Raw genomic sequence first — 23,187 nt, 5'->3', positions numbered from 1 at the left:
ACGAGAACACGTTTGTGTCCGAGGGACCGACGGGGCGTATGGACGCGACAGTCGCGGTGACGTCGGTCGAGGAGGTCGGCTCGGACACGTACGCGATCCGGTTCGACACGCCCGGGGGCTTCAGCGCCGAGCCCGGCCAGTTCGTGAAGCTGGGGACGGAGATCGACGGCGAGTCCGTCGCGCGGTTCTACACGCTCTCCTCGCCCACCACGGAGGAGACCTTCGAGGTCACCGTCGGGATCGACCTCGAGGAGGGCGGGGAGTTCTCCCGCTTTCTCGCCGACATCGAGCCGGGCGTCGAGATGTCGCTCACCGGACCCTTCGGCGACCAGCACTACGACGGCGAGGGGCGCGTCGTCGTCCTCGCCGGCGGCCCCGGCGTCGGCCCGGCCGTCGCCATCGCCCGGCGCGCGCTCGACGACGGCGGGAAGGCCGCGGTCGTCTACCGCGACGACGACCCCGCTCACGAGGCCCGCCTCGACGACCTCCGCGAGCGGGGCGCGTCGATCGCGGTGATCGGCGGCGACGACGACCTGACGGGGCCCGTCGCGGACGCGCTGACCGGCGCGGCCGACGAGGGCGTCTTCGTCTACGGCTTCGCGGAGTTCGTCGACGACGCCCTGGCGGCGATCGAGGCCGGCGGCGGCGATCCCGACGGCGCGAAAGTCGAGAACTTCGGGTAGCTACCCGCACGAACCGGCACGGCTCGCCGGATCCCGGGAACGAACCGCTTAATCCACGGACGACGCTTCGGTCGGACGAGCCACCGTGGGTACCGAGTCGACGCCGGAGACGACCGAGGAGATCCCCGACGACGAGCGCGACGCGCTGGTGACGATCGCCGGCGGAGCCGTCGTCACGAGCGGGGCCTTCTCCGCACAGCGCGGGCTCATGACCGCGACGGAGTTCGTCCTCGCCCGCGGGCTGGGGCCGGCGACCTACGGCGTGTACGCGCTCGCGTGGCGGATCGCCCAGGTGCTCGCCCGGATCGTCCCCGTCGGGAGCGTGCCGGCGCTCCAGCGGTTCGTTCCGGGCGAGGAGGACCCCGGCCGCCGGTCGCGGGTGGTCGGACTCGCGTACGCGACGACGGCGGCCGCGGGGGCCGCGCTCGCGCTCGCCGTCTGGATCGCCGCGCCGCGGGTGAACGACCTCACCGTGGCCGACCCGGCCTTCCCGCCGACGATGCGGCTCTTCGGCGTCCTCGTCGGGCTGATGGGGCTCGTCACCGTCACCGGCGCGGTCTTCCGGGCGATCGGCTCCGCGCGCGGCGAGGTCCTCTTCAACAAACTGTGCCGGCCGGCGGTCCGGCTCGTCGGCGCGGCCGTCGCGCTGGCGCTCGGGTCCTCCGTCGTCGGCGTCGCCGGGGCGATCGTGGCGGCCACGGCGCTCCTCGTCGCCGTCGGCGTCCCCGTCTCGGTGCGCGCCACGGGGATCACGCCCACCCTCCGCGGCGCGCGCCGGGAGGCCCGCCGCTTCTACGACCACGCCGCGCCGGTCGCGATGAGCAGCCTCGGCAAGGTGTTTCAGAACCGGATCGACGTGCTGCTCGTCGGGGCGCTCCTCACCGCGGTCGCCGCCGGGGTGTACAACGTCGTCCTCGTGTTCGTCTCGATCGCGTGGATCCCCCTCCTCTCGTTCAACCAACTGCTCCCGCCGGTGGCCTCGGAGCTGTACGCGGACGACCGGACGGGGACGCTCAACGCGGTGTACGCCTCCGTGACCCGGCTCATCGTCACCACGGTCCTGCCGGTCATCGCGACCCTCGGCGTGTTCGGCGAGCCCCTGCTCGCGCTGTTCGGGGAGACGTACCTCAGAGGTCATCTCCCGCTCGTGGTCTACCTCGGCGGGGTGTTCGTCGGCAGCGCCGTCGGCGCGACGGGCTGGCTCCTCATGATGACGGACCACCAGTACGCCCGGATGGCGCTCGACTGGCTGCTCGCGGCGCTCAACGTCGGGCTGACGTACGCGTTCGTTCTCCGGTACGGGCTCGTGGGGGCCGCGCTCGGCACCTCCGTCGCCATCGCCGTCCAGAACGGGGCGCAGGTCCTGCTGCTCCGCCGGTTCGAGGGGCTGTGGCCGTTCGACCGGACGTTCCTCGCGCCGCTGTCGGCGGGGGCGGTCATGGTCGGCGTCATGCTGACGATCCGGGTCGCGGTCACCGGGATCGCGGGCGTCGCGGTCGGCGTCCCGGTCGGGGTCGCCGCCTACCTGCTCGTCCTCCGTGCCGTCGGTGTCGACCCCCGCGACCGCCTCGTCGTCCGCGAACTCGCCGGACGCTACCGGACGTCGGTCCGGGCGGCGATCGACGAGCGATAGCGTCGGCGGACGGGGGTCGCTCGTCGACCGCCCTGGACGCGTCGGCCGGCGAGGAGGCGGCCCCGACGCGGCCCCGATGCGGCGACGCACGCCGTCGCGGGGGACACATATACACCGGATGCCCGAGATATCCGATCGAGAGTGGAACGCATGGCGACGACAGACCCGCCGATGGACGTCCTCCTCGTCGGATCGGACCCCGGTACCGCGGAGCGCGTCGCGGCCGCGCTCGAACGGGCGGACGACCGGCTCGACGTCGACCCCACGGCGGACGCCGACGAGGCGTTCGATCGGATCGTCGCCGGAGGCTACGACTGCGTCGTCGCCGCCGCGCTCCACGCGGGCGACGCGGCGACCGGCGGGGCGGACCGCGTCGACGCGCTGGAGCTCCTCGACCGCGTTCGCGCACACGACCCGGATCTCCCGTTCGTCGTCTACGCCGACGCCGGGAGCGACGACGACTCGTCCTCCGAGGCACTCTCCGCCGCCGAGGCCCGCTCCGCCACCGAGACGCTTTCCGCCTCCGAGGCGCTCTCGGCGGGCGTCACGGACTACGTCCGCCGGGACCCGACGACCGACGGCGACGCGATCCTGGCCCACCGCGTCGCGACCGCGGTGGAGTCGACCCGCGCGATACGCGAGGCCGAGCGCCGCCGCGAGCGCCTCGAGCGGTTCGTGGAGGTGGTGTCACACGACCTCCGCAACCCGCTCAACGTCGCGCAGGGGCGGCTGGACCTCGCCCGCGCCGACGGCGACGGGGAGCACCTCGAGCCGGCCGCCGACGCGGTCGACCGGAGCCTCGCGCTGATCGGCGACCTCCTGGCGCTCGCTCGCGAGGGGAAGGCGGTGGCCGACGTCGAGCGGATCTCGCTCGCGGACGCGGTCGAGGCGGCGTGGACGAGCGTCGAGACGGCCGACGCGACGCTCGTCGTCGAGGCCGACGGCGAGATCCGCGGGGACCCCGGACGCGTGAGACAGCTGCTCGAGAACCTCCTCGCCAACGCGGTCCGCCACGGCGGCGAGGACGCGACGGTCCGGGTCGGCGTGGTCGAGCCGATGTACACCTCCACGCGGGCGGCGAGCGCCGGCGGAGCCGGGTTCTACGTCGCCGACGACGGCCCCGGGATCCCCAAGGCCGACCGCGAACGCGTGTTCGAGACCGGGTACACCACCGACGACGACGGGACGGGCTTCGGGCTCAACATCGCGAGGGAGATCGCCGAGGCGCACGGCTGGGACATCCGCGTCGAGGAGAGCCGGGACGGCGGGGCGCGCTTCGAGATCACCGGCGTCGACGTCGAGGGATGAGGGGAACGGGGTGAGACGGGCCCGCTACCGCTCCGCGAAGTAGTCGACGAGCCGTTCCGCGGCCTCGAGCGACCGCGGGGTGACGAGGGCGAACCGCAGCCAGTCGTCGCGGGCGGTCCCGAAGGTGTCGCCGGGCATGCCCGCGACGCCCGCCTCGTCGATCAGGCGCTTCACGTTCTCCATGGTGCCGGGGAATCCCTCGAACCGCGCCAGCACGTAGAAGCCGCCGTCCGGGCGGGTGTACTCCGCGCCGGCCGCGTCGAGCGCCTCCGTGAACGCGTCGATCCGGTCGGCGAGCCGCTCGCGGGCCTCCGCGTAGTACGCCTCCTCCGTCGCCTCCAGCGCGTGCGAGACCGCGTACTGGGCGGGCCGCGAGCCCGCGACGTTCACGAGCATGTGCCGCGTCTTCGCCGCGCCGACGTGCGCGTCCGGGAGGATCGCGTAGCCGACGCGGAATCCCGTGATCGCCATCGACTTCGAGAAGCCGCTCGTGACGATCACCCGGTCGGAGTCGATCGAGAGCGCCGACTCGAAGGATCCGGTGTGGTCGAAGCGGTCGTACACCTCGTCGACGACGACGAGCGCGTCGACCTCGGTCGCGATCTCGACGACCTCCCGCACCTTCTCGATGTCGTACACCGCGCCGGTCGGGTTGTTCGGGGTGTTGAGGACGATCAGCGCGGTCTCGGCGCTCGCGGCCTCGCGGATCGCGTCGACGTCGAGGCCGCCGTCGCGCTCGGTCGGGACGAGGGTCGGATCGCCGCCGAGCAGCTCGGTCTTTCCGGGGTAGTACGGGTAGACGGGGTCCATGAGCAGCGCCTCGTCGCCCGCGTCGCGCTCCAGCGCCCGCGCCATCCCGAGGTAGTTCGCCTCGCCCGTCCCGTTCGTGAGGACGATCCGGTCGACGTCGACCCCGCGTCTCACCGCGATCGCCTCGCGGAGCTCCCGGATCCCCTCGCTCGGCGGGTACTGGAACTCGGCGGACGGCAGCTCCGCGTACGCCGCGACGGCCTCACGGAGCGCGGCGGGCGGCTCCCAGTCGGGGTTGCCGCTCACCATGTCGATGACGTCGCGGTCGGCGTCGACGCCGTACTTCATCACGTGAAAGAACTTGGGCTCCTCGTACTCCATGTCCGTTCATGGGGTGTGCCCCCCGTGGCTCTTTCGACGCCGGATCCCGGTCGTTCCCGTCGGATCCGGGTCGCCATCCTCGGATCCGGCTCGCCACCCTCGGATCCGGGTCGCAATCGTCGAATCCCGGGCGTCCCGTCCCGGACGCGATCCGTGCCTTTTCGGTCGACGCCGCGAGAGACGGGGCATGAACAAACGCGGCCACGTGTTGAACGCGCTGCTTCTCGCCGTCGGGCTCGGGTTCGTGCTGGAGCCGGGCGTCGACGTCGCCACCGCCCGGAAGGTCGCCCAGATCACGGTACCGATCGTGTTGGGCGCGCTCTTCCCCGACGTCGACACCGCCTTCGGCAAACACCGGAAGACGCTCCACAGCCTCCCGGTGCTCGCGGTCGTCCTCGCGTACCCGATCGTCTTCGACAACCTCCACTTCGTCTGGGTCGGCGTGGTGACCCACTACCTGCTGGATCTCCTGGGCAGCCGCCGGGGGATCGCGCTCTTTCACCCGTTCTCGGACAAGGAGTTCTCGCTGCCGTTCGGCGTCACCACGAGCAGCAAGTACGCGGACCTCGTGACCGTTATCATCACCGCCCTCGAGATAGCCGCGTTCTGGGCGGTCACCACCTACGTCGTCTCGCTCGACGTGGACCTCTCGTCGGCGACCGCCGGCTTCGGGCTCTGAGGCCGAAATCGGCGGGGAGCGGTCTCGTCGAGATAGTCAGCCGCGGACCGTTTTTCCACTCTCAACCGCTCAGTACAGCCGAAGGAGTGAGCGATCGCCGGAGCGGTGGCGCGCCTCCGAGTGCCCCGGAGAGGCGCGAGGAGCCCGCGAGGGACGCTGCGAACGAAGTGAGCAGCGAGGCTGGGGAGGTGTGAGGTGCGAGGTGGTTGCGGTCGGGTGGGACTCAAAGGGGCAGCCGGCTCCGGGAAGACGGCCGACGCAAGCACCGCAGCGAACGAAGTGAGCGAGGAGCACAGCGAGGCCCTCGACCGGAGCCGGCTGGGGCTTTGAAAGAGTTCACCGCCCCAGCAACGATCTCTTTTTCACCACCTCGATCACCGATAAAATACCCGCTCTATAAGCACCCGAAGCATGACGGTCGTTTCGAACGGAAACGGGCCGACCGATCCCCGCCGACGCTCACTCGTAGACGGCCACGTCGTCGAACCGGCCCTCGTAGGCGACGTTCGAGGGGAGCGTGGGCTCCTCGCCGGAGAGGAACAGCCGCTCGGCCTTCGCCCACGTGTTCTCGTAGGCGAGGTGGCCGAACTCGACGAGCCCGCGGAGCCGGTGGTCGAGACCGCCGCGGTGGACGACCGTCCGGGGGCGGCCCTCGCGGAACGCCTCGACGATCGCCTCCTCGTCGGGGAGGTCGCCCTCGAAGGCAGTCCAGGCCTCGCCGACCGTCGGGCGGAGGTGGGCGTACGAGGAGCCGAACCCGCGGAGGTCGAGGTCGTCCGCGATGTCGAGCGCGCGGCCGTTCTGGTGGCCGAGCAGCTTCGTGTTGTACGTCTCTATGGCGTCGACACGGGCGTCGTGAGCGGCGAGTTCGGGCCGGGTGAGCGAGATGGTCGCGAACGAGGGGTGCGGGACGAGCACCGCGGCGTCCTGGCGTTCGAACTCCGCCATCGCCCCCTCGAAGGTGACGTAGTCGGGGACGGGATCGGAGAGCCCGATCGCGAGGAGGTGTCGGCGGTTCCCCCAGTCGCCGGTGAACACCTCGCGGCCGGGGACCACCGTCAGGTCGTCGTCGGAGAACCGGGCCGCGCGCTCGCGGATCGCCGGCAGTCGGGTGAAGTGAGGCGCGTACACGAGCGCGTCGATCCCGCGCTCCTTCGCGCGGGCGACGACGCGGTCGTCGAGGACCTTGACGTGGGCGTCGACGCGCGTTCGAGATCGGCTCACGGTCGGCGGTACGCGAAAGCCGCCCAAAGGCGTATCGTTCGCGGTCGACGGCCGCCCGCCGCGATCGACCCGGCCGCCCAGTTCGACTCGACGGGACCGCCGGCGTCGGGGGAAACCGTTAATCCCCTCGGCGGGAACCGTGGGGTATGGTTCCCTGGGCGTGCGGCATCGACGGCTGTGACGCCGTCTTCGAGGACGTCGAGTCGGCCGTGCTCCACCAGACGCGAGAACACCAGCGCCACGAGTGTAAGGTGTGCGGCACGATCGTCCCGGACGGCTACTTCGCGATCCGGCACGCGTTCGACGAGCACACCCGCGCGGAGTACGTCCGCGCGTACGACGCCGACTCCGCGGCGGTGCGCCGACGGGAGCAGGTGAAACGCGAGATCGAGAGCGAGGCGAACCTCCAGACCGTCGTGGAGCGGCTCGACGAGTCGCCGTAGGCGGCTCTCCTCCTCGCGCGGCGTCGATGGCGACCCGGACCGACGGGTACACAAGCGCGCCGCCGCCAGTGGCGAGCATGGACGACATCGACGTCGAGCCCGTCGACCGCGTCGACGACGAGGACGCCGGGAGCGACGCGACCGGCGGGGACGCCGAGAGCGACGGGATCGACGAGGACGCGCTCAAGGAGGCGGCCGGAGACGACGAACTCCCGCGGGGCGTGGACGCGCCCGAGTACGTGCTCTACGGCGGGAAAGGCGGCGTGGGGAAGACGACGATGGCGGCCGCGACCGCGCTCTCCTCGGCGGCGGGCGGCGTCCCGACCCTCGTCGTCTCGACGGACCCCGCCCACTCCCTTTCGGACACGCTGGGGATCGACGTGCCCGCGGAGCCGGCGGTGGTCCACGAGGACCTGCCGCTTTACGCCGCCGAGATCGACCCCGACGACGCGATGGAGGAGGGGATGTTCGGCGCGGACGGCGACCCGCTCGGCGGACTCGGCGAGATGGGCGAGGCGATGGGCGGGATGCCGGGGATGGGTGGGATGGCGGACGACGCCGCCGAGGGGATGGACGACGCGCCCGGCTCGCTGCTCGGCGGGACGATGCCCGGCGCGGACGAGGCCGCGGCGATGCGCCAGCTGCTCGAGTACCTCGACGACCCCCGGTTCGACCGAGTGGTCGTCGACACCGCGCCCACCGGCCACACCCTCCGGCTCCTCCAGCTGCCCGAGATCATGGACTCGATGATCGGCCGCGTGATGTCGCTCCGCCAGCGGTTCTCGGGGATGATGGACGGGATCAAGGGGATGTTCGGCGGGGGCGACGACGAGCCCGACCCGAGCGCCGACCTCGAGGAGTTGCGGGCGCGGATCGAGCGCCTCCGGGACGTGTTACGCGACCCCGACCGGACCGACTTCCGCGTCGTCACCATCCCCGAGGAGATGAGCGTCGTCGAGTCCGAGCGGCTCGTCGCCCGGCTCGACGAGTTCTCGATTCCGGTGAACACGCTCGTCGTCAACCGCGTGATGGAGCGGGTGAGCGAGGTGGCCGACGTCGATCCCGAGTGGATCGTCGAGCCCGACCCCGAACACTGCGAGTTCTGCGCGCGGCGGTGGGAGGTCCAGCAGGCGGCGCTGCGGGAGGCGACCGACCTCTTCCGCGGCCGCGACGTGAAACGGGTCCCGCTTCTGGCGAAGGAGGTTCGCGGCGAGGCGGCGCTGCGCGTCGTCGCGGCCTGTCTCGACTGACGGAGCGGAAGGCCCCGTCGACCCCTCACTCCCCGGAGCCGCCCGACCGCGCGAGGAGTCCCTCGCGGAGCCGCTCCGCGACGCCCGAGAGGTGCGCCTGTCCGAACGTCGCGACGACGAGCGCGCCGATGGAGTTGTACGTCAGATCGAGGACGGTGTCGTCGAGGCCGTGCTGTGCGAGGGGCATGGTGACCCCGGTCGTGGCGGCGATGATGTCGAGCGCGAACTCGAACAGCTCCCAGACGACGCCGAACGCGAGGACGACGACGAGGATGAAGACGAACGCGAAGCGGTCGGGGATCCGGATCCGGTCGCTGTGGAGGTCGACGGCGCGCAGCGCCGTGTACCCCACGCCGGCGACGAGCGACGCCGAAAGCGAGTGCGTGAGATGGTCCCACCACTCGATCCGCGTGTAGAGCGCGGCCGATCCCAGGGTGTGAAAGAAGACGGCGCTCGTGATCCACACGCCGAGCCAGGGGTCGATCGGGACCTCGTAGTTCCGCTCGAGCGCCGCCGGAACGAACGTGATGAGCAGCGCGATCCCGCCGTTGGAGATCGCCTTCGGCGCGCCGGCGACGATCCCGTAGACGAGGATCCCGACGAGCACGAGCTGCATCCCTCGCGTGAGCCGCTTCTGGTTTCGAACCGACGGTCGCGGAAGAAGCCTCATCGGCGGACCACCCGTCGGATCGCCCGCCGGAGCCGCACGCCGCGACGGCGGAAGTAGACGTCGAAGAGGACGCCGGCGGCGAGCCCGGCCAGCGTCACGTAGAGCCACTCGATCATGAGCGCCTCGTTCGTCGTCAGGAAGTCGGTCCCGAGCCTGCGGTCGGCGTTCCACCGGAGGACCGTCCACGCGGCCGCGGTGGCCATCGTCGTCATCACGACGAGGACGATCGCGAACCAATGAGTCACCCGCAGCGACGTGAACATGTGGAGATCGACGGTGATGACGAGCGCCAGTGCGGCGATCGCGAGGTACACCGCGAAGACGCCGAGGTCACCGCCGAGAAGCGCCCGGACCAACACGGGCAACAGCGCGAGCCCGAGCAGCTCCCACGGGAGCATCACCCGCGGATCCCGAGCGGCGACCGCCGGCGCGATCACGACGGCCGTGATGGCCGCGACGAGCGCCATCGAGAGGAGATCGAACCCGAGCAGGCTCTCGAGGAAGACGCCGACGAGCACCGCGACCATCGCCCACGCGATCACCGCGTTCGTTCGCCCGTTGCGGAACAGCCCCTCCAGCCAGTCCTCGATGACCTCCGAGTCGGCCAGGTCCGACACGGACCGGTCGATCACGGAGCGATCGGATTCGGACCGGTCACCCCCGGATCGGTCGGATCCGCCCTCCGGAGCGTCGGGGTCGGATCCGTCGGGTTCGGGCCCGTCGGACTCCTCGCCCGGGGCGTTCGCGTCGAAGCGGTCGGTGTCCATACGTCCGATCCGGGAGCGCCGACTAATATGGTTGTCCCGACGGAGGCGACCGGGGTTCGGTCGCTTTTTTGTCGGTCACGTACGAACGCCGCGCATGAACCGAAGGCGGTTCGTGCTCGCCGCCTCCGCGACCGCCGGCCTCTCGGCGGGATCCGGATGTCTCGGCGTCCGCGAGCCGGACGGGCTCCGCCTCGGCGGTATCCTCCTGACGAACCGGCGGCCCGAGCGAGTTGAGGCGCGACTCCGCGTGACGCGCGACGGGACGCCGGTGCTCGACGAGCGGTACGCGCTGGCGGCCGCGGACGACGGTGACGGCTCCGGAGTGTTCCGCAACGACGCCTGGGCGGATCGGGTCGGCGTCTACGGGGTGAGAGTCGACCTGGCAGACGGACCGAGCGAGGCCTTCGAGTACACCGGCGACCACCGCGACGGGACGTGTACGATCGCCCGCGTCGGGATCCGCGAGGGAACCGTCGCCTTCGGCAGTCACCGGGCGACCGAGGAGGCTCCGTGCCGACCGGACGGGGAATCCTGAACGGACGGTCTTTTATCCGGCACGCGCCTCCGACCGGTATGAACTGTCGGCGGTGTGGCACCCCCCTGGAGAAGCCGGGGGATTACTGTCTGACCTGTAACACCGCCAACAGCGACGCGGTCGTCGCGGAGTTCACGGCGGAGCGCGCTGAGCTGACGATGCTCGCGGAGGACGACGTCGTCGGGCGGACGACCGTGACGACCCGTCCCGAGGACGACGAGGAGCTGAGCGGGATCCAGCTCCGCAACTTCGCCGGCCGCGTCGCCGACGAGATCCGTCGCAAGCGCCCCGAGACCGTGTACGCGGCCGGCACACGCGAACCCCTCCGGGAGACGCGCGCGCAGCTCCACCACGAGTTCTACCGCGTGCCGGAGGGGGACGGGGACCGCGAGGACGGTCGCGACGGCGACGGGGATCGCGACGACGCGACCGCGGCCGAGAGCGACGTGGTCGAGTGGGTGCTCGACCGCCGCGGCGACCGGGCGCTGGAGGTGGTCGAGACGCCGCCGCGCGAGAAGATCGGCGGGTCCCACTCGACGCTCATCGGCGACCGCAAGGGCCGGCGGGCGGTTCAGACGGTGGCCGAACACCCGCACGTGAAGAAGGTCGTCCCCGGCCCGATCGACGCCGGCGGCACCGGCTCCCGGACGGGCCTGCGCGCGAAGGCGACGCGCGCGGGGACGAACGGGAACGTCCGGCTCCTCCTCCGGGACGGCTCCAGCGTGCAGGAGAACCGGATCGTCACGACCGCGATGGACCGCGAGACCGGCGAGCGCGTCCGCGAGGACCTGAACGAGGCGCTGCGGGAGGTCGACCTCCAGGACGCCTGAACTCCCGATCGGTCGCCGGCTTCGCTCTCGCTCGCTGCTTTCGCTCTCAGTCGCTGCTCTCGTTCTCAGTCGCCGGCCTCGGGTTCCGGCGCGGGTTCGGCCGCACAGCGGTTCGGTCCCATCTCGAGGTCGATCGCGGCGACCTCGTCGGCCGGGGGCTCGACCCCGCGGTTGGCCGCGATCACCGACTCGTAGTTCGGCGGCTTCTCCGGCAGCGTCGCCGTGATCTCCTCGACGAACGCCTCCCGGTCCCGTCGGAGGATCCCGATCTCCCGTCGGGCCTCCCCGACCGTCGTCGCCACGGGTTCGCCGGGGGTCGCGTCGGCGGTCCCGTCGTTCGCGACGGCGAAGTGGCCGGGCAACACGGCGACGTCGTCGGGCTCGGCGAGGAGCGTGCCGTGGAGCGAGTCGTAGAGGCGCTCCGCGCCGGTCCGCGCGCCGGCGGATTCGCGTTCGCTGCCCTCGTCGCGATCGCCTTCCTCGCCGCCCTCGTCGGCCGCGAACTGGAGCTCCGTCCGGCCGACGCCCCCCGTGAAGAGGGTGTCGCCGGTGAGGACGGCCGAGCCGCCGACGAGGTAGCTCGCCATGTCGTCGGTGTGTCCGGGCGTCGCGAGCGCCTTCACGTCGATCCCGCCGACCGAGAGGGTCTCGTTGCGCCCGATCGCGTCGAAGTCGTACGCCACGTCGCGGTCGGCGACCGCGGCGGGGAGGACGTATGGGACCCCCAACTCGTCCGCGAGCGCGCGGCCGCCGGAGAGGTGGTCGGCGTGGACGTGGGTGTCGAGCACGGCCGCGATCGACGCGTCGCGGGCGGCGGCCGCGGCCCGCCACTCCTCGCCGTGGCGGGAGACGTCGACGGCGACGGCGACACGGGAGCCATCGTCACCCTCGCCCCCGACCACGAGATATCCCAGACACCCCTTCGCGCGGCGCTGGATCTGGACGATATCGAGGGGGTCGTCGCCGGCGTCGGGGAGGGGAACCTCGACCCGGTCGTAGACGGCCGACCAGCCGCGCATCCCGTCGTCGATGGCGTACACGTCGTCGTAGCCGGCGGCCGCGAGGTCGTCGGCGAGCGCGTGCGAGGACTTCCCCTTCGCGCAGACGGTCACGACCGTCTCCTCGGGGCCGAGCCCCGTCGCCGTCTCGAACTCCTCGCGGTCGAACCGGTGGAACGGCTTGTAGACGTAGTTGATCGCGCCGGCGATCCGCCAGCCCTCGTAGCTCTCCTCGGGCCTGGTGTCGACGAGGGCGAACTCGCGCTCGCCGCGTCGCGCCGCGTCGACCATGTCGCGGAACTCGTCGGCGGAGATCGTCTGGACCATGGCGGAGTATTGGTGGGAGCGGACAAAAGCGCTGTTCTCGGAGGCGGTCGGGCGACGCGACGGCCGGGAGACGAGTTGGTGGTGGCGCGCCTCCGAGCGGCCGGAGGCCGCGAGGAGCCCGCGAGGGCCGTCGTTCGTTGCTTAGACTGGAGGGAGCATCCGCGAGCGAAGCGAGCGGTTCACCGACGGAGCCGTCGAAGACGGCGGAGTCGGCTTTTTCCCTCCAGGTTTTTCGAGGAGCGGTTCCCGAAGCGAACGCAGTGAGCGAGGGCACCCGACGATGAAAAAGGTGGCTGTATTGACCACAACCGGATCGAGACGTACTGTCTGTCAAACGAGTTCTCGAAGTCCTCTCACATCGTCGCACCGATCGGGACTTCAACGATTCGATCAACCCGGCAACCGCACAATAGACACCTTTTAACGCGCCGACGCGGACGAGAGGGTAATGGTCGAGGCGTTCGCGGTCGCCAGCGGCAAGGGCGGCACCGGCAAGACGACGAGCACGCTCGCGCTCGGCATGGCGCTCGCCGAGGAGCACGACGTGACGGTCGTCGACGCCGACACCGGGATGGCGAACCTGCTGTTTCACACCGGACTCGACGACGCGGCGGTCACCCTCCACGACCTGCTCGTCGAGGGGACCGCGACGGACGTCTCGGAGGCGACCTACGAGCGGTTCGGGCTCTCGGTCGTCCCCTGTGGCACCTCGCTCGCCGGCTTCTCCGCGGCCGACCCCGCGCGGCTCCGCGAGGTCGTCGCCGAACTCGCCCGCGACACGGACGTGCTCCTCCTGGACTCGCCGGCCGCGCTCGGCTCGAAGTCCGCGGTGTTGCCCGTCGTCCTCGCCGACCGCGTCGTGATCGTGGTCGAGCCGACGATCCCCGCGCTCTCGGACGGGCTGAAGGTCCAGGAGTACGCCCGCTCGTACGGTACCGAGACCGCGGGCGTCCTGCTCAACAAGGTGCGGGATCCGGCGGCCGCGGTCGCGGAGCAGGCCGGCCGCCACTTCGGCGGCCCGGTGCTCGCGGAGGTGCCCGACAGCGACGTGGTCCGGGCCGCGCGGCGGGCCGGGAAGCCGCTCCTCGCCCACGCGCCCGACAGCGAGCCCGCCGCCCGGTACCGCGAGGCGGCCGCCCGCCTCGAGGTGCGCGACGGCGACGGGGAGGCGGTGGCGGCGCGGTTCAAGAGCGCGGTCGTCCCCGACACCCCATGACCGGGTCGCCGGGCGGAGCGGGACGGCCGACCGACGGGACGGAGTCGACGGACGCCCCGGTCCTCGAGATCCCGCGCGGGGACCTCCTCCGGTCGCGGGTCGTCTCCGACGTCGGGACCACCCTGTCGGCCGCGCTCGACCGCGAACTGACCGGCTACGCCACCGTCGTCCCCCAGGAGACGCTGCTGCTCTCCGGCGACGCCCGCGGCGTGCTCACCTTCGAGGCGGGCGTTCCCGTGTTGGCGTACAACACCGTGACCGACAGCGGCGGCCCCGACGCGCTCGCCGAGCTGGCCGTCCCCGGCCCGTACCGCGTCGAGCTGTACGCGGTCGCGTCCGAGGCGCTCCGAGCGGCTCACGACGAGGAGTCGCTCCGGGTCCCGCCCGCGGCGGTCGCGACGGAGCTCGCCGACGACCCCGACCTCGCGGAGCGCACCCGCGAGAGCGCCCCGGACGACCGCCTGACCGACGGGGACGGCGAGGAGGCCGACGCGGTCGCGGCGTTCCTCGCGGACGACGACCGGATCGACGCCATCCGCGAGCAGGCCCGCGCCGAGGCGAGAGAGCGCGCGGACGAGTGGGGGCTGGACGGCGCGCTCGCTGACGGCGGCGACGGCGACGACGACCGGACGGAGCCGGTGACGGGCGACGACCGCCCGAGCGACGGCGACGCGGGCCGAGCGGAGCGGTTTTGACCCGGCCGCCCCTACGGTCGCCATCACCGTCCTCCGTCTCCTCCGACTGACCGCGCCGCGGGACTTCGCCGACTGGTACGCCGCGAGCCGCGCGTACACCCGGCACGTCGCCGAGGGAATGGGGTTCGCGGGTGCCGAGGACCTCGACGGCGATCGGATCGCGGAGCGGCTCGCCGCGGACCCGACGGACCTCCCGCCGGCGGCGGCGCGTTCGGTGGCGACCACGCTGCTCGCGGACGGGGCCTTCTCGGAGCCGTACTGCGAGTGGATGCCGCTGTGGTACGAACTCGGTCTCCTCGCGCCGGTCAGGTACGGCGAGTGGCGGCTCCGCCGGGTCGCCCGCGAGGTCGCGGCGGCGGCCGGCGTCACCGCGAGCGCCCCGCGCTTCTCCCGCCCGCGAGACGTCGTCGTCGACGGGCGTCCGGCGCTCGCGGGCGTCTCCGGCTTCCGCGAGCGGTTCCTCGCAGCAGGTGCGCTCCTCCATCTGGAGTGGTTCGTCCACGCCGCGGCCGCCGACGGAATCGCAGTCCCGAGCGACCTCGTCAAGCGGGCGCGCGAGGAGTCGCTGTCGTACTACGCCGGCGACCGCGACCGTCTCTCGCCGGAGGTCCGACGGTTCCAGCGACTGCTCTTCGCCGACGACGCCTGGGTCGCTCGGGTGGACGCGGCCTACGGCCTCGACAGCCGTCTCTTCGGGCTCTGGGAGCGGCTCCTCCGGGACGAGCGACGCCGGCTCGCGAGCGACTGATCCGTCGGGCGGACGGGGCGACGGCGACCGGGACGAGGTGTTACAACACCTGTAACACGTGATCGGATCGATCATTCGAGCAGCAAGTAAGTATAGGTCAACCGAAGCCGTGCTGAAATGTACGGACCGGATCCCGGTTCGTCACGCCCGCGACGAACTCGGCCCTCTCTCGCTTTCGAACCGCCGCCCGCCTCGCCCACGCAGAAAGCGTTCCGCTTCGAGTCAGGACGGTGGACGGCCGCCGACAACTCAGTCGCGAGTAACATTTATTCGACGCCGTTCGGTTCGGAAGATTCATACGGTGGGTCGTGGATCCACCGGACACACGAATGGCAGTACTCTGGCTGGACGACGTCGACGCCGACGACATCGGGACCGTCGGCGGCAAGGGGGCTTCGCTGGGCGAACTCATCGGCGCGGGGCTGCCGGTCCCGCCGGGATTCGTCGTCACGGCGGGGACCTACCGCGAGTTCATCGAGGAGGCGGGGATCGACGAGGAGCTGTTCTCCGCCGTCGACGTGGACCCCGAGGACTCCGCCGCGCTCCGGGAGGCCGAGGCGACGGCCCGGGAGCTGATCACGGAGACCCCGTTCCCCGACGAGGTCCGCGAGGGGATCCTAGAGAGCTACCGCGAGATGGGCGAGGACGGCGAGGAGGCGTTCGTCGCCGTGCGCTCCTCGGCGACCGCCGAGGACCTGCCCGACTCGTCGTTCGCCGGGCAACAGGAGACGTTCCTCAACGTCCGCGAGACCGACCTCCTCCGGCGCGTGAAGGAGTGCTGGGCGTCGCTTTTCACCCAGCGGGCGATCTACTACCGCCAACAGCGCGGGTTCCCCCACGAGGACGTCGACATCGCGGTGGTCGTCCAGCGGATGGTCGACGCCGAGAAGTCGGGCGTGCTGTTCACGAGCCACCCGTCGACCGGCGACCCGCAGATGACCATCGAGGCCGCCTGGGGGCTCGGCGAGGCGGTCGTCTCCGGCACCGTCTCCCCGGACAACTACGTGTACGACCGCGGGCGCGACCGCGTCGAGGACGTGACGATCGCGGAGAAGAAGGTGGAGATGGTGAAGGACCCCGAGTCGGGCGAGACCGTCCAGCTCGACGTCGAGGAGGACCGACGCACGGCGCGGGTGCTCTCCGACGAGGAGATCGACGAGCTGGTCGAACTCGGCGAGCTCGTCGAGGACCACTACGGCACTCCACAGGACGTCGAGTGGGCGATCTATGACGGCGAGGTGTACATGCTTCAGTCCCGGCCGATCACCACGATCCGCGAGGACGCCGGCGACGACGCGAGCGGGTCGGCCGGCGGAGAGGCCGGCGGCGACCTCGCCGCGGCGGTGGCCGGCAACGGCGGGTCCGGCGGGACCGCGGAGAGCGACGGCGGCGACGGCGACGCGGCGGACGTCCTCGTGGACGGGCTCGGCGCGAGCCCCGGCGCGGTCTCCGGCACCGTCCGGATCGTCACGAAGCTCGACCACCTCGACCAGGTCCAGGAGGGCGACGTGCTCGTGACCGAGATGACGATGCCCGACATGGTGCCCGCGATGAAACGGGCCGCGGGCATCGTGACCGACGAGGGCGGGATGACGAGCCACGCCGCGATCATCTCCCGCGAGCTCGGCGTCCCGGCCGTCGTCGGCACGGGGAACGGCTCCCGCGTCCTCGAGGAGGGCCAGAGCGTCACGATCGACGGCGACAAGGGGACCGTCCGCGCCGGGGCCGACGAGACGGCCGAGCCCGCGGAGGAGTTCGAGCCGGTGGAGGCCGCGCGGCCGGAGACCCCCGTGAAACCGATGACGGCGACGGAGGTGAAGGTGAACGTCTCGATCCCGGAGGCCGCGGAGCGGGCGGCCGCGACCGGGGCGGACGGGGTCGGCCTGCTCCGGATAGAACACATGGTGCTCTCGCTCGGGAAGACGCCCGAGAGGTACATCGCGGACCACGGGGCGCGGGCGTATCAGGACGAGCTCATCGAGGGCGTCCGGCGGGTCGCAGACGAGTTCTACCCCCGGCCGGTCCGGGTCCGGACCATCGACGCGCCGACGGACGAGTTCCGCGAGCTCGAGGGCGGCGACGGCGAGCCGAACGAGCACAACCCAATGTTGGGCTGGCGGGGTATCCGACGGAGCCTCGACAAGCCGGAGCCGTTCCGCCAGGAGCTGGCCGCGTTCGCGCGGCTCATCGACATGGGGTATGACAACCTCGAGGTGATGTTCCCGCTCGTCAACGACGCGGCCGACCTCGAGGGCGTGAAGGGACACATGCGCGAGGCCGGGATCGACCCCGAGACGCACCGGTGGGGCGTGATGATCGAGACGCCGGCGAGCGCGCTCCAGATCGACGAGCTCGCGGAGGCGGGGATCGACTTCGCCTCCTTCGGCACCAACGACCTCACGCAGTACACGCTCGCGGTCGACCGTAACAACGAGCACGTCGCCGACCGCTTCGACGAGCTCCACCCGGCCGTCCTGCGGCTCATCGGCGACACGATCGAGCGGTGCCGGGAGCTGGGCGTCGACACCAGCATCTGCGGGCAGGCCGGCTCGAAGACCGAGATGGTCGAGTTCCTCGTCGAGGAGGGGGTCTCGTCCATCTCCGCGAACATCGACGCCGTCCGCGACGTCCAACACGAGGTGAAGCGGGTCGAACAGCGGCTGCTGCTCGACTCGGTTCGCTGAGCGGGACGGAAGGGTCGGAGCGACGGTCGGAAACGGGATCGGACGCGCTCGAACCGGGCGGCCGCCGCGACCGGGCGAGCGGAACCAACATATTCACTATCGGCGGCGACGAACCCGGATCCATGAGCACGGACGATGTCTCTCGGCGCACGTTCATGCGGACCGCCGGCGGCACCGCCGCCGCCGTCGGGGGAGCCACGGCCGCGACGGGAACCGCCGCGGGACAGGAGGGCGGCGGCAGCGTGGAGCCGGACTGGCCGAGCGCCACGAACGGAAACGTGGGGTCCTACCAGGACGCCAGGGGCCAGGACTCGGTCACGATCTCGGTCGGCGCGGGCGATCAGGGGCTCGCGTTCGATCCGACCCAGGTCTGGGTCGACCCGGGGACGACGATCACCTGGGAGTGGACGGGAGCCGGAGGCGCACACAACGTCCAGACCGTCGAGGGCGGCGGCCCGGCCTCCCTCGACAGCGGCGATCCCGTCGGCGAGGAGGGGTACACCTACGAGTACGAGACCAGCGAGGAGGACGCCGGCATCACCCACTACCACTGCGTTCCCCACACCGCGGTCGGCATGCACGGTGGACTCGCCGTCGGCGAGGACGTTCCGACCGTTGACACCGGCGGCGGCGGCGGAAGCGGCGCGGTGTTCGTCCCCGACGGCGCGCGCGCGCTGACGATCGCCACCTTCATCGCCATGGTGAGCACGCTCGGCCTCGCGTTCGTCTTCATGAAGTACGGCGGAACGATCGCCCCGGACGAGGCCTGACCCGCGGACGCAGCCCCGTTCACTTCTTCGGTCGTCACCCGTCCGCGCGGCCCGCAGACGAGGAGCCGTCAGATCGCGCCGAGTTCGCGGTAGGCGTCGACGTATCGGTCGAGGACCGCGTCGCGACCGTAGGTCTCGAACGCCGGGTCGCTCGTCGACCGGTCGAGGTCGCGGACGGCGGTTATCGCGTCCGCCAGCTCCGCGGGGCTCGTGACGAGCCGCCCGCGGTCGCGCCCCTCGACGAGCTCGTGGGCGCTCGAGTCGGCCTGGTACTCGACGAGCCCGACGCAGCCGCACGCCAGCGCCCACAAAAGCTCCGTCGGGAACGTCTCCCAGCTCGCGGTCTGTGCGAAGACGTGGGTGCCCTTGAACACCGAGACCCGCTCGTCGAGCGGGAGCTCCCCGAGGAACGTGACCCGGTCGTCGATCCGGAGGTCCTCGGCGGTCGATTCGGTCCGGCTCCGCTCGGGACCGTCGCCGATCACGGCGGCGTTCCAGTCGCGTCCGCGGCGTTCGGCAAGCGCCAGGAGGAACGTCTCGACGTTGGCGTGGCGGTCGAGCCGCCGGGAGTAGACCGCGTCGAAGCGGTCGTCCGGCTCCGCGTCGGCGACGAGGTCGAGGTCGACGCTCTCGGGGATCACCCGGACCGCCGAGCCGTCCGCGCCGTGTTCGCGGATCCGCGTCTTCGTCGTGCGCGAGGGCGTCGAGACCGCGTCCGCCCCGCGCGCCAGCATCGGGTAGACCCGCCGCGAGTCCGCCGGGTGGTCGCGCCACCAGTCGACGAGGACCGGCGGGCCGCCGACCCGCCCCGCGAGCGTCGCCGCGAGTGCGGGCGTCGGCGGGCTGTTGACCGCGTGGACGACGTCCGGGTCGAGGCGGCGGACCGCCGCCGGAAGCCGCGCCGCGAACGCCGCCGGCGACGGGTCGACGACGACGGACCGGTACGTGATCCCGTCCGCCTCGAACGTCGACGCCTCGCCGCCCCACCAGCGGGCACACAGCCACGTCACGTCGTGGCCGCGGGCGGCGAGGCCCGCGGCGGTCCGGTGCGTCCGCGAGCGCGCCGGCGTGTCGCCGTGTTCGGGGGTGAAAAGCGAGACGAACGCGACGCGCATACGCCGACCGGAGGAGGGGCCCGACCAAAAAGACCCGCCATCGCGGACGCGCGAGGAGCCGCCACCACCCGAAACGGTTTCTCCCCCGCGGCGGAACGGGGCGTATGCACCGATACGACGTCGAACGCTACCTCAACGTGCGGGGGGCGGGCGGGGCGACGCTCGGACCCGACGGCCGGCTCTCCTTCCTGCTCGACACCACCGGTACCTCGCAGGTGTGGTCCGTCGACCGGCCGCTCGCGTGGCCCGAACAACACACCTTCTTCGAGGAACGGGTCACGTTCGTCGACGCCTCGCCGGAGCGGTCGGAGGCGGTCTTCGGCATGGACGAGGGCGGCAACGAGCGGGCACAGCTGTACCGGCTCGACTTCGAGACGGGCGCGATCACGGACCTCACGGAGCGCCCGGAGGCGAAACACCGGTGGGGCGGCTGGGCGGGCGACGGCGAGCGGTTCGCGTTCGCGTCGAACCGCCGCGAGGAGGCGGTGTTCGACGTCTACGTCCAGGGACGCGAGGGGACGGGCGACGACGCGGAGCTCGTCCACGAGGGCGACGGGTGGCTCTCCGTGGCCGGCTGGTCGCCCGACGACGACCGGCTGATCGTCCACGAGGCGCACTCCTCGTTCGACCACGACCTGTACACGCTCGAGGTCGAGTCGGGAACGCTCACGCACCACACGCCCCACGACGGCGACGTCCGGTACGGCAGCCCCGAGTGGGGTCCCGACGGGGAGTCGATCTACCTCGTCACCGACCGCGAGAGCGACACGCTCCGGCTCGAGCGGCTCGAGTTGGAAACGGGCGCGTTCTCCGTCGTCGTCGACGGTGGCGGCGACGGCGACGACGGCGGCGGAGAGGAGGAGAACGCGGACGCCACGCCCGGGGAGGCCGGCTGGAACGTCGACGGGGTCGCGGTCCACGAGGAGTCCCGTCGGGTCGTCTACTCGCGGAACGTCGACGGCTACACCGAGATCACGGTCGGCGAGCTGGTCGCGCCCGATCGGATCGACGAGTTTCCCGACCCCGACTTGCCGAGTGGCGTCGCCGGCGGCGTGAGCTTCGGGCCCGACGGCGACCGGTTCGCGATCACCGCCACGGGCAGCACCGACAACGCGAACGTCCACGTCGTCGAGACGACGACCGGCGAGACCGAGCGCTGGACGAACGCCTCCACCGCGGGGATCCCGCGGGACACGTTCGTCGAGCCCGAACTCGTCCACTACCCCACCTTCGACGGCCGGGAGATCCCGGCGTTCTTCTCGGTTCCCGAGACGGACGCGCCCGAGTCCGGCTACCCCGTCGTCGTCGACGTCCACGGCGGCCCGGAGTCGCAGCGCCGCCCCTCCTTCGGCGCGGTCAAACAGTACCTGCTCAACGGCGGCTACGCCGTCTTCGAGCCCAACGTCCGCGGCTCCTCGGGCTATGGGCGGGCGTACGCCGCGCTCGACGACGTGGAGAACCGGATGGACTCGGTCGCCGACCTGCGGGCCGGCGTCGAGTGGCTCCACGACCATCCGGAGGTCGACCCCGACCGGATCGTCGCGATGGGCGGTTCCTACGGCGGCTTCATGGTGCTCGCGGCGCTGACGGAGTACCCGGAGCTGTGGGCCGCCGGCGTCGACGTCGTCGGGATCGCGAACTTCGTCACCTTCCTCGAGAACACCGGCGACTGGCGGCGCGAGCTGCGCGAGGCCGAGTACGGGTCGCTCGAGGAGGACCGGGAGTTCCTCGAGTCGATCTCGCCGATCAACAACGTCGAGGCCATCGAGTCGCCGCTCTTCGTCCTCCACGGCGCGAACGACCCGCGGGTGCCCGTGAGCGAGGCCGAGCGGATCGTCGAGGAGGCCCGCGAGCGGGACGTTCCGGTGCGAAAGCTGATCTTCGACGACGAGGGCCACGGCTTCTCGAAGCTGGAGAACCGGATCGAGGCGTACCGCGCGATCGTCGAGTTCCTCGAGGAACACGTCTGACGTCTTCCGTAGCCACGAACGAGACGCTGCGAGACCCGCCGTGACCGTTATCCGTCTTCGTCGGAAACTCCGAGGGGAATGGATGGTCCCGAACCGCTCGGCCTGCTGCTCGATCAGGCGCAGGACAAGATCGCCCTCCTGAACGACGAGGGGCGGTTCACCTACGTCAACGGCGCGGCGGAGCGGATCCTCGGGTTCGCGCCCGCCGATCTCGTCGGCGAGGACGCCTTCGAGTACGTCCACCCGGACGACCGCGAGGCGGTGCGTCGCGCGTTCCGCGACGTGATCGATCGCGACGAGTTCGCCGAGGACACCGTCGAGTACCGCCACCGGGCGGCGGACGGGTCGTGGGTCTGGTTGGCGAGTCGCATGTCGAACCTCAGCGACGGCGGGCTCGACGGATACGTCGTGAGCTCCCGCGACGTCACCGACCGGGTTCGGGCCGAGCGCGAGCGCGCCGAAACGGCGTCGAACCTGCGGGAGATCGCGACGGTCTCCGGGGACGTGCTCTGGATGTTCGACGCGGACTGGTCCGAAGTTCGCTTCGTGAACCCCGCGTACGAGGAGATCTACGGGACGTCGATCGACGCGCTCGAGGACGACCCGACGACGTTCCTCGACGCGGTCCACCCGGAGGACGTCCCCGCCGTCGAGGCGGCGATGAAGCGGCTCTCCGAGGGCACGCCGGTCGACATGGAGTACCGGGTGAACCCGGGCGAGAACTACAACCGCTGCGTGTGGGTACAGGCCGAGCCGATCACCGAGGACGGCGAGGTGGTCCGCATCACGGGGTTCACCAGGGACGTCACCGACCGGCGACGCCGCGAGTGCCAGCTGGTCGTGATGGACAACCTCCTGCGACACAACCTCCGAAACGACCTCAACGTCATCCTCGGTCGGGCGGAGTACCTCGAGTCGGAGGTGCCGGAGTCGGCGGAACACACCGCCGTGATCCGCCGCGTCGGCGAACAGCTCCTCGAGACCGCCGAGAAGGAGCGCGACATCATCGACCTCATCACCGAAACGCGGGAACCCGAGCGGATCGAGCTCCACGAGACGATCGGGGACTGCGTCGGGATCGTCCGAGAGCGACACCCGAACGCCGCTATCGAGGTCTCGACGCCGGATCCGGTCGCGGTCGAGGGGCGGCCCGAACTCGGTTCCGCGGTGATCGAACTGCTCGAGAACGCGGTGCGACACGCAGACGGCGACGACCCGACGGTGAGCATCGCCCTCCGACGGACGCCCGTCAGCGCGGAGATCGTCGTCCGGGACGACCACGCGCCGATCCCGCCCGTCGAGGCGGACGTGCTCACGGGCGATCACGACATGACCAACGTGTACCACAGCAGCGGGCTGGGGCTCTGGCTCGTCCACTGGAGCGTGGACCTCTCGGACGGCACGATATCCGTGGAGTCCGGCCCGGAGCGCGGCAACGAGATCACGGTCACCCTGCCGCGAACGGTCGATTGATCGGAGACGACGCCCGCGGTCCGAAACGACCTTACCCC

At 71.5% G+C, this 23,187-nt stretch carries 21 protein-coding genes; 15 read left to right on the top strand and 6 right to left on the bottom strand.

All coding sequences use genetic code 11. From position 1 onward, the window contains the following. Positions 1–38: 38 nt before the first annotated feature. From AXA68_RS06250 to AXA68_RS15855, 3 genes are all read left to right on the top strand, one after another. The gene (locus tag AXA68_RS06250; RefSeq protein ID WP_066414224.1) at positions 39–683 is read left to right on the top strand and encodes an FAD-dependent oxidoreductase; all 645 of its coding nucleotides are present in this window, start codon (positions 39–41) and stop codon (positions 681–683) included. An 85-nt stretch (positions 684–768) separates the two neighbouring features. Then, complete coding sequence (locus AXA68_RS06245; RefSeq protein ID WP_066414221.1) at positions 769–2,316, top strand: lipopolysaccharide biosynthesis protein; 1,548 nt, start codon at positions 769–771, stop codon at positions 2,314–2,316. A gap of 150 nt (positions 2,317–2,466) precedes the next feature. Then, positions 2,467–3,624: a sensor histidine kinase gene (locus tag AXA68_RS15855; protein ID WP_080505161.1), complete on the top strand. Its 1,158-nt coding sequence runs from the start codon at positions 2,467–2,469 to the stop codon at positions 3,622–3,624. Between the two features lie 24 nt (positions 3,625–3,648). Here the strand turns inward: AXA68_RS15855 and AXA68_RS06235 are convergent, their stop codons facing one another. Continuing rightward, positions 3,649–4,755 carry a pyridoxal phosphate-dependent aminotransferase gene (locus AXA68_RS06235; protein ID WP_066414218.1) on the bottom strand — a complete coding sequence of 369 codons (1,107 nt, stop codon included), beginning with the start codon at positions 4,753–4,755 and terminating at the stop codon, positions 3,649–3,651. A 187-nt stretch (positions 4,756–4,942) separates the two neighbouring features. Between AXA68_RS06235 and AXA68_RS06230 the strand changes: the two genes are divergently transcribed. Further along, on the top strand, positions 4,943–5,434 hold the full coding sequence (locus tag AXA68_RS06230; RefSeq protein ID WP_066414216.1) for a metal-dependent hydrolase: 492 nt from the start codon (positions 4,943–4,945) through the stop codon (positions 5,432–5,434). A 459-nt stretch (positions 5,435–5,893) separates the two neighbouring features. Here AXA68_RS06230 and AXA68_RS06225 read toward each other — a convergent pair whose 3' ends face one another. Continuing rightward, complete coding sequence (locus AXA68_RS06225; protein WP_198530025.1) at positions 5,894–6,658, bottom strand: PHP domain-containing protein; 765 nt, start codon at positions 6,656–6,658, stop codon at positions 5,894–5,896. Between the two features lie 146 nt (positions 6,659–6,804). Between AXA68_RS06225 and AXA68_RS06220 the strand changes: the two genes are divergently transcribed. Further along, the gene (locus tag AXA68_RS06220) at positions 6,805–7,101 is read left to right on the top strand and encodes a DUF7565 family protein (RefSeq protein ID WP_066414213.1); all 297 of its coding nucleotides are present in this window, start codon (positions 6,805–6,807) and stop codon (positions 7,099–7,101) included. 77 nt (positions 7,102–7,178) lie between these two features. Beyond that, a complete protein-coding gene (locus AXA68_RS06215) occupies positions 7,179–8,351 on the top strand; it encodes an ArsA family ATPase (RefSeq protein WP_066414211.1) in 1,173 nt (390 codons plus the stop codon). 25 nt (positions 8,352–8,376) lie between these two features. On the opposite strand, the gene AXA68_RS06210 is transcribed toward AXA68_RS06215, so the two are convergent. Both AXA68_RS06210 and AXA68_RS06205 read right to left on the bottom strand, forming a co-directional pair. Further along, on the bottom strand, positions 8,377–9,021 hold the full coding sequence (locus tag AXA68_RS06210; RefSeq protein ID WP_066414207.1) for a hypothetical protein: 645 nt from the start codon (positions 9,019–9,021) through the stop codon (positions 8,377–8,379). Further along, on the bottom strand, positions 9,018–9,788 hold the full coding sequence (locus AXA68_RS06205) for a hypothetical protein (protein ID WP_232745055.1): 771 nt from the start codon (positions 9,786–9,788) through the stop codon (positions 9,018–9,020). The genes AXA68_RS06210 and AXA68_RS06205 overlap by 4 nt, the downstream gene beginning before the upstream one ends. A gap of 94 nt (positions 9,789–9,882) precedes the next feature. Here AXA68_RS06205 and AXA68_RS06200 point away from each other — a divergent pair, with 94 nt between their 5' ends. Together AXA68_RS06200 and AXA68_RS06195 are read left to right on the top strand one after the other, a co-directional pair. Next, positions 9,883–10,323, top strand: coding sequence for a hypothetical protein (locus AXA68_RS06200; protein ID WP_066414206.1), 441 nt, complete (start codon positions 9,883–9,885; stop codon positions 10,321–10,323). Between the two features lie 38 nt (positions 10,324–10,361). Next, positions 10,362–11,153, top strand: a complete 792-nt coding sequence (locus AXA68_RS06195) for a DUF2103 domain-containing protein (RefSeq protein WP_066414205.1) — start codon at positions 10,362–10,364, stop codon at positions 11,151–11,153. Between the two features lie 65 nt (positions 11,154–11,218). Here the strand turns inward: AXA68_RS06195 and AXA68_RS06190 are convergent, their stop codons facing one another. Continuing rightward, positions 11,219–12,478 (bottom strand): MBL fold metallo-hydrolase, encoded by a 1,260-nt coding sequence (locus AXA68_RS06190; RefSeq protein WP_066414203.1) that lies wholly within the window; start codon positions 12,476–12,478, stop codon positions 11,219–11,221. Between the two features lie 448 nt (positions 12,479–12,926). Between AXA68_RS06190 and AXA68_RS06185 the strand changes: the two genes are divergently transcribed. The 5 genes from AXA68_RS06185 (at position 12,927) to AXA68_RS06165 (ending at position 18,591) form a co-directional block, all read left to right on the top strand. Beyond that, the gene (locus tag AXA68_RS06185) at positions 12,927–13,694 is read left to right on the top strand and encodes a nucleotide-binding protein (protein ID WP_066414200.1); all 768 of its coding nucleotides are present in this window, start codon (positions 12,927–12,929) and stop codon (positions 13,692–13,694) included. Then, on the top strand, positions 13,691–14,389 hold the full coding sequence (locus AXA68_RS06180; protein WP_080505160.1) for a hypothetical protein: 699 nt from the start codon (positions 13,691–13,693) through the stop codon (positions 14,387–14,389). The genes AXA68_RS06185 and AXA68_RS06180 overlap by 4 nt, the downstream gene beginning before the upstream one ends. A gap of 118 nt (positions 14,390–14,507) precedes the next feature. Then, complete coding sequence (locus tag AXA68_RS06175) at positions 14,508–15,137, top strand: hypothetical protein (protein ID WP_066414198.1); 630 nt, start codon at positions 14,508–14,510, stop codon at positions 15,135–15,137. 329 nt (positions 15,138–15,466) lie between these two features. Then, on the top strand, positions 15,467–17,821 hold the full coding sequence (gene ppsA, locus AXA68_RS06170) for a phosphoenolpyruvate synthase (protein WP_066414196.1): 2,355 nt from the start codon (positions 15,467–15,469) through the stop codon (positions 17,819–17,821). Between the two features lie 122 nt (positions 17,822–17,943). Continuing rightward, a complete protein-coding gene (locus AXA68_RS06165; protein ID WP_066414194.1) occupies positions 17,944–18,591 on the top strand; it encodes a halocyanin domain-containing protein in 648 nt (215 codons plus the stop codon). Positions 18,592–18,659: 68 nt separating this feature from the next. Here AXA68_RS06165 and AXA68_RS06160 read toward each other — a convergent pair whose 3' ends face one another. After that, positions 18,660–19,706, bottom strand: coding sequence for a glycosyltransferase family 4 protein (locus AXA68_RS06160; protein WP_066414192.1), 1,047 nt, complete (start codon positions 19,704–19,706; stop codon positions 18,660–18,662). A gap of 104 nt (positions 19,707–19,810) precedes the next feature. On the opposite strand from AXA68_RS06160, the gene AXA68_RS06155 reads away from it, so the two are divergent. Both AXA68_RS06155 and AXA68_RS06150 read left to right on the top strand, forming a co-directional pair. Then, positions 19,811–21,676 carry a S9 family peptidase gene (locus tag AXA68_RS06155; protein WP_066414190.1) on the top strand — a complete coding sequence of 622 codons (1,866 nt, stop codon included), beginning with the start codon at positions 19,811–19,813 and terminating at the stop codon, positions 21,674–21,676. Positions 21,677–21,754: 78 nt separating this feature from the next. Continuing rightward, entirely contained in the window at positions 21,755–23,149 is a 1,395-nt protein-coding gene (locus tag AXA68_RS06150; RefSeq protein ID WP_066414189.1) for a PAS domain-containing sensor histidine kinase, read from the top strand. Positions 23,150–23,187: the final 38 nt, after the last annotated feature.

The sequence above is a fragment of the Halorubrum aethiopicum genome (assembly GCF_001542905.1).
Lineage (GTDB): Archaea > Halobacteriota > Halobacteria > Halobacteriales > Haloferacaceae > Halorubrum > Halorubrum aethiopicum.
This window is presented reverse-complemented; position numbering and strand designations above follow the sequence as displayed.